Source organism: Roseofilum sp. SBFL (assembly GCF_017746885.1).
GTDB lineage: Bacteria > Cyanobacteriota > Cyanobacteriia > Cyanobacteriales > Desertifilaceae > Roseofilum.
The window spans coordinates 1-11,483 of record NZ_JAGHZH010000033.1; the positions used below are offsets into that span (position 1 = coordinate 1).

Genomic DNA, 11,483 nt, shown 5'->3' on the forward strand with positions numbered 1-11,483 from the left:
CACTTGCAAACCACTCTAGAGCAATTACAAAGGACTCAACTTCAGTTAATCCAGAGCGAAAAAATGTCTAGCTTGGGGCAAATGGTGGCGGGAATTGCCCATGAAATTAACAATCCCATCAGCTTTATCTCAGGCAATATTATTTACTCACGCGATCATTTCCGCACGTTGTTAGAGCTGGTCGAACTTTACCAACAAGAATTTCCTGATACAAGTGTGACTCTGGCAGAAAAGCTAGAAGACAGTGATTTGGATTTTGTTAAGGAAGATATGGAAAACATCCTCTTCTCTATGGAGAAAGGGAGCGATCGCATTCGCCACATTATTTTGGGATTGCGTAATTTCTCTCGTTTAGATGAGTCAGAAATGAAGCGAATAGATGTCCATGAAGGATTGGATAATACCCTGATGATTTTACAGCATCGCTTCAGTTCTACTGGGAAGCGAAAGGAAATTAAAATCACTAAAGAGTATGCAAAACTGCCGCGAATCAACTGCTACGCCAGTCAACTCAATCAAGTCTTTCTTAATATTATCACCAATGCGATCGATGCCCTAGAATCCTTCAACGCTCAGGTGTCTTCTAAAACAAGAGAGATTCGCATTAGCACTGAAGGTACTGATACACGAAAAATCAAGATTCGCATTGCAGACAACGGGCCAGGAATTAGTGACAGCATTCGCCAGCGTATATTTGACCCGTTTTTTACCACCAAACCTGTCGGTAAAGGGACTGGTCTGGGTTTATCCACCAGTTACCAAATTGTCACTGAGCAGCATAGGGGACAGTTGTACTGTGTCTCTGAGCTGAAAAAAGGAACGGAGTTTGTCATTGAGATTCCCCTTGAGTTATAGCAGAGAAGGAGTTGCTTAGGATAGTTATCCCTCTTCTGTCACTCTAGGAAAACTCTTGTCTTGACTAAATTCTAGAACTCTTGCAGGATCAGCAATCGCGATAGTTTTTCCTAACAGAACCTCAAAAATTTAGCCAGAAAGGCAAATATCTCTCTCTATAGGGGATAGAGCGATCGCGATCTCCGAAAGTGAAAGAAAAGCGTGAAAAATAGTTTTCCAATTACCCATTACTGCGCGAAGCGCGGTAATACATTTTCTGTTGGCTGTTCCCCGTTCCCTGTTCCCTAAAACCACAATTGAGCTGTCCTATGTTCTTCCCCACTCTCTACTGAGCATCTCTGCGTCCTAACTCATAAACCCCACAAGCAACACAGGCCAATAATCCCATGCTAATGGCCCAACTGTTGCCTAATGTTGCTTCTACAGCCCAATTAAATAAACCACCGACAATTAGAAAGGGAATAATACTAAATAAGGAGGCATAAAAGGCATTTTGTGCTTCTCGACTTGCCCTAGTGCGTTCAAATTCCTCCACTGAGGTATAGAGACTGCGTTCAGCAAAATTGAACCACCGAGTCAGTTGCAGCATAATCCAATCACTAAGAGGAGAAAAGCCTAAGTAAAGACCCAGAGACCAAAGGGTGGTTCCGGCGATCGCTGTTGTATTCAGTGAAAAGGAGAAGGGGAAAATGTCGGTGAGCATGAAGACAGGCTGTTTGAATGCAATTCTACCTAGTGTAATCAATTCTCCAACGTTTGCATTAAGGATTCAAAAAATCGATTAATGCTGTATAGGATCATACTCCATTGATTTTGGAGAATGTCCAGGGTGATGGCGCGATCGCGTGAGCGATACGGAGTATTATTGCCCCTGATGTCAATTAAGGTATTATGCTTAAAATAGAGAACCTGCAAGTCTTCTACCACTCCAAACGCACCAAAAGGCAAATTCAAATTGATTGCGGCGATCTCTCTTAGGGTTCGATCGAGATGTTCTGGGGTAACTTTATCACTTAACTCAATAAACAATTGTAAAAATTCTTGCCTAGCAAAATCCTCGCTCTCATGCAGTTTAGGCAAAATACAAAATTGCCAATCTATAGGGAAACCATCTAAAAGATAAAAGCGGGCAAGCAAACCATAATAGGGAACCTCTTCTGTAGGTTCAATCCATTGGTTTTCGACTTCCCAAGAAGTTAGGATCTCTTGAATGGAAACCAATAATTCATGGGGGCGCTCTGAGGTCTCCATGATTTACTCTACTTACTGTAATCGAGTTGTGTAACTATATTACTTTGCGCCGGTAATCGGCTATTGGCAATTCTCTTGACTGTGAGTTTGAGACCTAAACCAATCAAAACACACAATCCAGGATAGTGCCTCGGATTGAGATCGTTAGCTTGTAGATAATCGCGTAGTTTAGTCTTATTTTCCTTAGCTGAATCCTCTTGAAGATCGTCTCGTTTCTGCAAGAGTTGCATATCGACTTGTGCCTGAGTGAGAATCGTTTGAGCCATTTGATTGAGACGATAGTAATAATATTGGTCAGCATTCACAAAACCGTCCCTTCTTAAGAGATAATCTCGAATTTGATCTCGGGCTTTTTCTTGGTTAGAAAAACCAAATTTTTTCGCCATAAATCCAGTTTTTACCGATCGACCTGTAAGTTGTTTATATCGTTCATTAACGCCTAATTCTTCATCAACAAAATCATTCTTCCGCTTACGCCAACCAAAATATTTAGCTAGAGCCACTGTACCACCAATTACCCCAGCAACAGCTAATGTTATCCATCCAACCGGCCCTAATCCAGCTAATAAGAGAGCGCCACCGAGCATCATGGCGGTTCCTTTGGCAATTCTGGCTGCACCCAGCTTTTTGTCCCAACCTTGGTTTATTGCTCCTAGTTTTGCTCCTTTCTTCAGGTCAGTATCGAGGTGAGGATCATCACTGTTGCTAATTTCTTCTAAATCTTGTTGATTTTGCCCAGCTTGACGATATTGACTGATCCCAACTCCGACATTAATGGCTCCTCCAACAATGGCAAAGGCTCCTGCTGCGGAGGTTGCTGCTGCGGTCGAAAGTCCACTTCCGAGCTTATGGAGTATGCCTGTATTTTCGACTGCACTGGATAAGGTGACCAGTCCGGTACTGGTATAGCGGCCGATGTCAGCGAGGGTAGTGCCTAGCTTACCGACGCGAGTTTTATAGAGAGCAAGATCATTGTTGGCTAAAAGTTCTGTATATTCTCGATAGGCTGTAATCAGTAATCCTACGACTCCCAACAGGGAACCAATTTCACTGCTCCAATCTGCGACGACTTGACCCCCAACAAGATTGGCCAAATGAGACGTAGAGGCAGAACCAATGGCAGCAATCGCGCCACCGAGTTCGGACATATCCTGGATAAAGGTCTCATCCCAGGGGTTGACGGCCCTAATGGTTTGCAGTGCATCAGAAAATTTTGTCCAATCAAAACCTTTACGACCGAACTTGCTCAGTTGTCTGGATTTAAGTTTAGATTTGGCTTCAGCTAAGGAAAAGTTACTGACCCCTAGCTGAGATAAAATCATGGCTCTTTGCAGAGGCCCTTGGGTTTTATAGAGATAGAAAATATCGGAGTAACCGGATGTACTGGCTTTGTGTTCAATCCAATTATCAACGGGGATTAAGAGAGATAAGAGTTGTTTTTCTTTCTTGTTTTTCTCTTCTAATAATAGGTTTTTGGCTTCTTTTAATTCTGAAATTTTTTGTTCTAGCTTAATTTTATCGGGGCTGAGGGGAGCTTTGTGGGAGGGAGGTTGGCGGCGATCGCTTTGTGGCTCAGAATTTTCTGTATTGGGGGGTGAGGGAGCCTGCTGGGTGGGGGGTTGTATGGTTCGGTTGGGTGTGGAGTCTTGGGGGGCTTCTGTGCCAGAGGTTAGGTTATCACGCTGGATCGTGGGTTGGCGCTGCAACAAGTGAGCGGGTTTCCAGGGGGTGATGGGAGAGCGATCGCCTAATGGTTGTAAGGTTGAGGAGAAATGTCCCCAGTTGAGGTTGTGTTTGGGTAGAGTAGGAGATTGGGGTTTGGGCGATCGCCGAATGGTTCCGAAAAGGGGAGATTTGTGGGGCGGCGAAATACTTCGGTCTTGCCGAGGGAGACGCTTGGGATAGAGGCGATCTGTGGGATTTTCGAGGGCAGAGGGCGATCGATATAAATTCTCTTGCGGCGCTAAAGTCGAAACTTTGCCCAACAGTTCCCTAGAATTCACGGGTAGACGTTGGACAGTCGAAGAAGATGGAGTATTGTGTTGGCTCAGTTCAGGGGTTGTCTTCACCCAAGGACGGGACTTAGGCAATTGGGTTTTAGGCTGTACGGTGTCCTGAACGGTTCGTTTGCGTCGAATTTTCATGATTTGCCATGGCCAATTTACGGCCCTACCGCCCATTATATAGCCTTGAGGGAGTTGTCATTGCCATCCCAGGGAAGCGATCGCCCATGTCAGTTAACCACAGAGGCATGGAGAAAGAGAAAAGCGGTATAATTACCCGCTATCTGAAAGAATGGGCTGAATTTCTTTAGTTCACGTCATTATTGCTTCAGGCGTTGCAAAAATCAGGTTTGGAATGAAATGGTGTGCCCTTCGACTCTGCTCAGGGCACACTACTTTATCATGACTACATGATGACTACCGATTACCCATTTTTTGCCTTGGGTTTGTGGGTGGAAGCCACAGAAAGTTCTTTCAACTGGCGATTATCCACAGTTGCAGGAGCATCGGTGAGCAAACACCGCGCTTGCTGGGTTTTAGGGAAGGCAATTACATCGCGGATGGAGTCTTCACCGGCAAGGAGCATTACCAGTCGGTCTAAGCCGTAGGCAATTCCGCCGTGGGGAGGCGTTCCATATTCAAAGGCTTCTAGGAGAAAGCCAAATTTATTATGGGCTTCTTCGGAGGATAATCCGATCGCCTCAAACACTTTTTCTTGAATCTCCCGTTGGTAGATCCGCACGCTTCCCCCACCAATTTCATTGCCGTTATAGACCAGATCGTAGGCTATGGCACGGGCGCTTTTGATGTCGTCTAAGTCCTCTGGATTTGGGGAGGTGAAGGGGTGATGCAAGGCTTCGAGACGCTTTTCGTCAGCATTCCATTCAAACATGGGGAAGTCGGTAACCCAAATGAGGTTAATTTGATTGTCGTCAATTAATCCCATTTGTTTGCCAATGACTTGCCGCAACCGGTCTAGGGTTTTGTTGACCGTGGCAGTATCGCCAGCTCCGAAGAGGAGTAAATGGCCCGCTTTGGCTCCCGTGCGTTGCAGGATTTCCTGTTTTTGTTCAGCACTCAAGTTATCTTTAATCGCGCCAATGGTGTCAATTTCTCCATTTTCACGGACGCGAATATAGGCTAGACCCCTAGCGCCGGCTTCAGTGGCTTCTTTGAACAGTTCGCCGCCGGGTTTAATGGCTACATTGGAGATGTTATCGTTGCCGTTGGGAATGGGCAAAATTTTCACTGCGCCACCAGCGGCAACAGCTCCGGAAAAGACCTTAAACCCACACTCTTTGACGACATCCGAAACTTCGACTAATTCGAGTCCAAACCGGGTATCGGGGCGATCGCATCCATAGCGATCCATCGATTCTTTGTAGGTGATGCGGGGAAAGGGTCGGGGGATATCAATGTTTTTAATGGTTTTGAAGATATGACAAACCAATCCTTCGTTGAGATTAATGATGTCTTCTTCGGACATGAAGCTCATTTCCATATCCAATTGGGTAAATTCGGGCTGGCGATCGGCTCGTAGGTCTTCATCCCGGAAGCAGCGAGCAATTTGGTAATACCGGTCAAGCCCGGAGACCATTAGTAGCTGTTTAAACAGTTGGGGGGATTGAGGCAGGGCGTACCATTCCCCCGAATTTACCCGACTGGGAACCAAGTAATCCCTTGCTCCTTCTGGGGTAGAGCGTGTCAGGATGGGCGTTTCTACTTCCATAAACTGTTGCTCATCTTCTAAGTAGCGACGGATCGCTTTTACGACTTGGTGGCGCAGTTGCAAGTTGCTACTCATGCGATCGCGTCTCAAGTCTAAATAGCGATACTTCAGCCGCAAATCTTCCCGTACAGCCTCCTCTTCATAACTGGAGACCTGAAACGGCATTTGCCGGTTAATTCCATTGAGTAGCTCAATTTTATCGGCATAAATCTCGATTTCTCCCGTGGCAATTTTGGGGTTGAGTGAATCTTCGGGTCTCTGGGTGACTCGTCCCTGAATTCGCACCACGTACTCATTGCGCAGTTTTTCCGCCAGTTCATAGGAGTCGGGTGTCCGGTCTGGATCGCTGACAATTTGCACGATTCCGGTGCGATCGCGCAAGTCCAGAAAAATTACACCACCATGATCGCGACGGCGATCGACCCAACCACACAGGGTTACCGTCTCGCCAATGTTTTTTCCTTGTAATTCTCCGCAGTAGTGGGTTCGCATGGTGGTTCCTAGCGTTCAGTAGAGTTCTTGCTTAACACAACTTCCCCATTATCCAACAAGAATGACGGTACTGAACGATCCAAAAATTTTTCCTTGACAACTCGAAGTCATTATGAGTATGATTGAATCAATCCAAATTCATAACGACTTCGTTTTAGCTGTCTATCAGGAGATCAACACTTATGTTGCAGAATAAAGAAGGCCAAACCGTACCCAACATCAGCTTCCGTGCTCGCGTCAACAACGAATGGAAAGACATCAGTACTGATGAGCTATTTGGTGGCAAAACGGTTATTGTCTTCTCTCTTCCCGGAGCCTTCACCCCTACCTGCTCCTCTACCCATGTTCCCGGATATAACGAACTTGCGGACGTTTTCAAAGCAAACGGAGTTGATGAAATTATCTGCGTATCCGTTAATGACACCTTCGTAATGGATGCTTGGGCGAAAGATCAAAAAGCCGATAAAATCACCTTCATTCCTGACGGCAACGGAGACTTCAGTGCTGGAATGGGCATGTTAGTAAACAAACAAGACCTCGGATTTGGTCAACGCTCTTGGCGCTACTCCATGCTCGTCAAAGATAAAACCATTGACAAAATGTTCATCGAACCGGAAAAACCTGGCGATCCTTTCGAGGTTTCCGACGCAGAAACGATGCTCAAATATATCAATCCCAACGCCGTTAAGCCGAAAATGGTGTCTCTATTTACTAAAGTCGGCTGTCCTTTCTGCGCCAAAGCCAAAGCTGTGCTGCAAGAAAAGGGATTAGAATACGAAGAAATCGTACTCGCCGATGCTGTAAGTACCCGTTCTCTTCAAGCGATTACCGGCAAAATTACGGTTCCCCAAGTCTTCATCGACGGTCAACATATTGGCGGTTCAGAAGATTTAGCGGCTTACTTCGCTTCCTAGCGATCGCGCAACCGAGAAACCGGGTTTCTACTTTTACATCTAGTGTCCTTGTTCACAGGAATAGAAACCCGGTTTCTTACCCCCTCACTACACAATTTCCTCTACATGAAAGGCGCTATAAAAAAATGCCTTATCTCGATCGTACAGATGATGGGCTAAATCAGAAAGAGGGCGAATTTGATTAGACCATTCTGGGGAACAATGGCGGGGAACCAATAAGTTCCAATAGGCTAACCTGCCTCCCTGACGGCCTTTTTGAATCAGTTTTGCCAGAATCTGGTGATAGGAGTCTAAAGACATATATTCAAACATATCACTGAGATTATAGCGATCGATTGTCTGGTTGGGTAACTGATCGAGAAAGGCTTCTACAGAACACTGATGCCATTCTAGGTGATCGAGGTTAGCACGAATTGTGTCAAAGTGTTCTGGACGCAGGGCATAGGGCAGTGCGGTGGTATGATGGCCGGTTAAAATCCATTGTAAATAGGGATTATCCGCCGGGTTAAGCTGAGTTAGGGCATATTCAGCGCGATCGAAAATTCGTTCAGCGACATTGGCATTCACATATTGGAAAAAACTGGGGTCTCGCCCTAAATTTCCCATTACCGTGCGGGAGAAAAAGAGGCGAAACATCCATCGCCATCGTCGGCTATTCCAAACCTGATTATAAAATAATTGGCGCTCTTCTAGGATTCCTCCTTGCAAGAGTTGGTTAATCTGTTTTTTGCCATGGACTAAGGGTAAAATATAGCGGCGGAAAATCTCAAAGTAGCGCTCAAATTTACCACTATTTCCGATTCCCATGGCAATCAATTGCGGGCGATCGTCCCAAAACTGTTTTACTGTGGGGGAAAGGTGAGGACAGCAGCGCTGATACAGGGTTTGTCTGGTTGTGGGTTCTGTACTTTCAGTGGTGCTACCCATCAGAGATAATAGCTCTGGATGAGTTAAACAGCGATAGGCTGCGACCCGTAATTCTAAACAGGCTAGTTGTGCTAAACTCAGGTCTAGGGCAATGACTCGCTCTGGCGATCGCGTCAACAGAGCCAGAGTATTATCACCGGCTGAGGCGATCGATAAGTAGGTATCTCCCGGTTGAATCGCTAACCCTTCCAGGAGGATCTCAGCATCTTCCCAACACTGACCATAGCGGATCTGGGAGAATTGGGCACGCTCTTCGATTTCGCTGGACATGACGGTTGCCCCATATCAATGGGTCAGGTCTTGAGCAAGCGGGTAGGAGGAATCGAACCCACTCTCATATTATAAACTAACGCTATCCAAATGGCTAGAAGCTTTACCAAAGCTACCTTTTTGACTCGTGCTCCAAATATTTGGTGGTGAGCTGTTTTAGGGATTAATTGGCTTCAGGAGCCACTCTTGATACCAACTGGGTTTTGAGTCATACAATCCCCCATTACTTTTCAATTTTTATTGAGCCTCCATACTCACTCAAGTTGCCAGAGCTATTTATACTACGTTTTGTCGTGCCGAATGTGGGATATAAGTTATCTATGGCTTGACCTATTTCTTGCTTATCCATTTGGGGGGTGTTATGGTTATTTTAGGCATAGTTTTCCCCGCAAGGGTTTGAGGGGCGTGTGGCTTTGCCTTGCGAGCAAGAAATAGCCAGCCTCCCATTCATCTTTATCTCATGCGGATGGCGAGACTCGAACTCGTGTTTCACCGAACCGCTAACGCGATAGCGTAGACTAAAAGCCCTGGCTTACATACATTTCAACACACCGAACCTTGAAAATGTGTTGAAAGTGTGTTGAACATGGAAACCTACATAAAACAAGCATGGTCTCTGGCAAATGAGTATTTCCACTCTAACCAGATTGACCCATCCAAGAAGGTAGACCACGAACTGGTGAGGACTTACCTTAAGGCTTGCCAGAAGAGTACCTCCAGGGGTGTTCGGATTGTTAGTAGCGGTAACCGACTGTATCTCCGGTTCAAGACCGCTACCAAACCAGCAACGGTTAACAATTCCTGTAACGAGTCATTCACTCGCGATGGTTGCGTCAATGCCCTAGCTAAGGCTCTATTTGTGGCTCACAAACTCAATGAATGTGAGACAGAAAGCGAGTTCTGGTTATGGTATGAGACACAAATCAAGGGGGCTGTATCCCTTGAAAATGACATCACTACTATCGGGAATGCCATTGAGGTTGTAAAAGCCAATTACCTCAATGGCTACGACAAGTGTGGTAGAGATAGAAGTGATGAGAGGCTTAAAACTAACACTCTAGCTGGATACCATGATGCTTATGGGCAATACCATAAAAAGCTCAACCCAGAACTCAGGCTGACTGGAGAGAACATCATCTCCGAGCTTACCCGTAATTGGGAACAGTTGATCAAGTCCATCTCTGGGAATCAGACTCTCTGTTCTAAAGGGTTCAAACATGCTTATAGTTCATGTTGTAAGCTTCTAAGGGATACTCGACTTGACAAAGAATTGTCCAAAGTACAATCGCATTTTGGGACTATCCGAGTCGTCAAAAAGAACAAAGAGCAGACCATCGACCTAGAAACTTTTCTAGACTTCAGGGCTAGGGTTTTGGGACTCAATGGTTATGAGCTAACTAAGGCTCAGTGGCGAAACATTGACTCTCGTAAATCATGGTTCAAGGCTATTTGTATCAACCTAATTTACGGACTCCGTTGTTCTGAATTCAAGGCTATCTTGAATTTGTATAAGCCCGTCACTATTGATGGAGAAACAGTTCCTGCATTATCCGATCCAAGTAACCAATGGCATGAAATTGTGTTGACCGATGGGTTTTGGATTACTGATACTAGCGGTAAAAACCACTGGGTGACTATCAAGACCGGGGGACGTATTGCCCGTCCAATGATTCACCCAGATTACCCTAACCTGATTGAGTTGTTAGGAGTAAAAGACCCAGAAGTGAAGATGCCTGAGTGTATCCCTAAAGCTGATAGTCCACCGTCAACCGTCAAAGAGGTTTATCAGACACGGCTAAGACAGAAACTGTCTCGGTTTATCAAACAAGTTGGCGGACAAGGCTTCACTCAAACTCATGCCTTAAGACACTTGGCTAATTATCATGGCATCATCTCAGGTCTAACAGTAGACCAGAGGTCTGCAAGCCTTGGGCATTCCACTTTAATGAATGACACCACTTATAAAGGGCATCAATCAATTAAAAATAAAAGGGGCCTTCTGAGACGGAAGGTAAACAAGGATGCTGAAATTGCTGAACTCAAACAGAATCTACAGCAAGCTCAGGAAACCATCCGTTTCCTGAAAAAGGAGAATGCCAGGCTCAATGAACTCCTAGGAGGAAATGACGACCTCCCTAGGATTGGCGGTTAGAATAGAGTTAGTAACGGAAACTTGAGGACAAGCAACCATCCTCCAAAGACCCCATTTAGGGGTCTTTTTTTTGGATACTTTATGGTGCAGAAGGGATAAAAGGCACTATTAATCAAGCAAAATAAACAGTTTATTGACTCATTCAAATTACTCTCTTTTAGAAGCGGTTGATATAAGACTTCAACTCATCTAGGGACTTATCACTATATTCAATCAATTTCTTACTGGCGAGTACTGCTGCATAAGCCGTATCTTCAACCAAGTAAACTATACCTCCAGCTTCTGGGCTACAGTCATATCTGTCTAGCCCCTCTAGCTGACTGTGTTCGTCACTCAATTCAATCTCGATTAATTTATTGAAAATCTGAGCGCTTATCTGCAACTCTAATTCTTTTTTCTTTTCTTCCATTGAAATATACCCCACAAAAACAACCTGATAAATTTATAGCACTATTACAATCAAATAGAGCTGATTATTGCATTTTTTATTAATTAGCAAAGCTATTAATATTCCAGTTCAAGATAGGTAAGGTTCTGTTCCCTATCTCACCACCCGAAGAAAATAGATTAATCAGCTCGCTCCATCCGTCAAGGGTTCCCTACCGGCTCCACTTCGTTACGCCCTTGACTGCTGTCACTTGAGCTGATGCTATTTCTCTTATTCGGGTAGTTCGGTAGGGGAATGTTTTCTTTTTTTAATATGGGTCAAGCAACATAGCTAAAACTCGTAAATTTCCTCAGTTTTGTCGTCAACGGTAATCCAGACGGTATCGCTCTTAAAAAGCAGCGTATACAAATCAGCCGCCTCCCAAGAATGCATGTGAAACCCAATGGAATAATTGTGTTCCACGCCTTTGTAGTCGCAATATTTGCGCACAACCTCTAGCGGA

Annotated in this window: 10 protein-coding genes; 4 read left to right on the forward strand and 6 right to left on the reverse strand. The window is 45.0% G+C overall.

The window, feature by feature from the left end; genetic code table 11:
* On the forward strand, positions 1–855 hold an 855-nt coding region (locus J7545_RS03375), incomplete at its 5' end, for a sensor histidine kinase (RefSeq protein ID WP_318719136.1).
* Positions 856–1,180: 325 nt separating this feature from the next.
* Here the strand turns inward: J7545_RS03375 and J7545_RS03380 are convergent.
* From J7545_RS03380 to J7545_RS03390, 3 genes are read right to left on the reverse strand one after another with little or no spacing between them, the layout of a single operon-like run.
* Positions 1,181–1,558, reverse strand: a complete 378-nt coding sequence (locus J7545_RS03380; protein WP_318698045.1) for a hypothetical protein — start codon at positions 1,556–1,558, stop codon at positions 1,181–1,183.
* 38 nt (positions 1,559–1,596) lie between these two features.
* Complete coding sequence (locus tag J7545_RS03385) at positions 1,597–2,106, reverse strand: hypothetical protein (protein WP_318698046.1); 510 nt, start codon at positions 2,104–2,106, stop codon at positions 1,597–1,599.
* Positions 2,107–2,114: 8 nt separating this feature from the next.
* The gene (locus J7545_RS03390) at positions 2,115–4,250 is read right to left on the reverse strand and encodes a hypothetical protein (protein ID WP_318698047.1); all 2,136 of its coding nucleotides are present in this window, start codon (positions 4,248–4,250) and stop codon (positions 2,115–2,117) included.
* 8 nt (positions 4,251–4,258) lie between these two features.
* Between J7545_RS03390 and J7545_RS03395 the strand changes: the two genes are divergently transcribed.
* Positions 4,259–4,420 carry a hypothetical protein gene (locus J7545_RS03395; RefSeq protein WP_318698048.1) on the forward strand — a complete coding sequence of 54 codons (162 nt, stop codon included), beginning with the start codon at positions 4,259–4,261 and terminating at the stop codon, positions 4,418–4,420.
* Positions 4,421–4,533: 113 nt separating this feature from the next.
* On the opposite strand, the gene aspS is transcribed toward J7545_RS03395, so the two are convergent.
* Positions 4,534–6,330, reverse strand: a complete 1,797-nt coding sequence (gene aspS, locus J7545_RS03400; RefSeq protein ID WP_318698049.1) for an aspartate--tRNA ligase — start codon at positions 6,328–6,330, stop codon at positions 4,534–4,536.
* Positions 6,331–6,512: 182 nt separating this feature from the next.
* On the opposite strand from aspS, the gene J7545_RS03405 reads away from it, so the two are divergent.
* On the forward strand, positions 6,513–7,244 hold the full coding sequence (locus tag J7545_RS03405; protein ID WP_318698050.1) for a glutathione peroxidase: 732 nt from the start codon (positions 6,513–6,515) through the stop codon (positions 7,242–7,244).
* 87 nt (positions 7,245–7,331) lie between these two features.
* On the opposite strand, the gene J7545_RS03410 is transcribed toward J7545_RS03405, so the two are convergent.
* Positions 7,332–8,441 carry a DUF3419 family protein gene (locus J7545_RS03410; RefSeq protein WP_318698051.1) on the reverse strand — a complete coding sequence of 370 codons (1,110 nt, stop codon included), beginning with the start codon at positions 8,439–8,441 and terminating at the stop codon, positions 7,332–7,334.
* Between the two features lie 859 nt (positions 8,442–9,300).
* Between J7545_RS03410 and J7545_RS03415 the strand changes: the two genes are divergently transcribed.
* Positions 9,301–10,593 carry a hypothetical protein gene (locus J7545_RS03415; RefSeq protein ID WP_318698052.1) on the forward strand — a complete coding sequence of 431 codons (1,293 nt, stop codon included), beginning with the start codon at positions 9,301–9,303 and terminating at the stop codon, positions 10,591–10,593.
* Positions 10,594–10,750: 157 nt separating this feature from the next.
* On the opposite strand, the gene J7545_RS03420 is transcribed toward J7545_RS03415, so the two are convergent.
* On the reverse strand, positions 10,751–11,002 hold the full coding sequence (locus J7545_RS03420) for a hypothetical protein (RefSeq protein WP_318698053.1): 252 nt from the start codon (positions 11,000–11,002) through the stop codon (positions 10,751–10,753).
* Positions 11,003–11,483: the final 481 nt, after the last annotated feature.

Excerpts from the sequence above, each read along its gene's own strand:
- J7545_RS03380 (WP_318698045.1), bottom strand. The coding sequence starts at position 1,558 with ATGCTCACCGACATTTTCCCCTTCTCCTTTTCACTGAATACAACAGCG.
- J7545_RS03385 (WP_318698046.1), bottom strand. The coding sequence starts at position 2,106 with ATGGAGACCTCAGAGCGCCCCCATGAATTATTGGTTTCCATTCAAGAG.
- J7545_RS03390 (WP_318698047.1), bottom strand. The coding sequence starts at position 4,250 with ATGAAAATTCGACGCAAACGAACCGTTCAGGACACCGTACAGCCTAAA.
- J7545_RS03395 (WP_318698048.1), top strand. The coding sequence starts at position 4,259 with ATGGCCAATTTACGGCCCTACCGCCCATTATATAGCCTTGAGGGAGTT.
- aspS (WP_318698049.1), bottom strand. The coding sequence starts at position 6,330 with ATGCGAACCCACTACTGCGGAGAATTACAAGGAAAAAACATTGGCGAG.
- J7545_RS03405 (WP_318698050.1), top strand. The coding sequence starts at position 6,513 with ATGTTGCAGAATAAAGAAGGCCAAACCGTACCCAACATCAGCTTCCGT.
- J7545_RS03410 (WP_318698051.1), bottom strand. The coding sequence starts at position 8,441 with ATGTCCAGCGAAATCGAAGAGCGTGCCCAATTCTCCCAGATCCGCTAT.
- J7545_RS03420 (WP_318698053.1), bottom strand. The coding sequence starts at position 11,002 with ATGGAAGAAAAGAAAAAAGAATTAGAGTTGCAGATAAGCGCTCAGATT.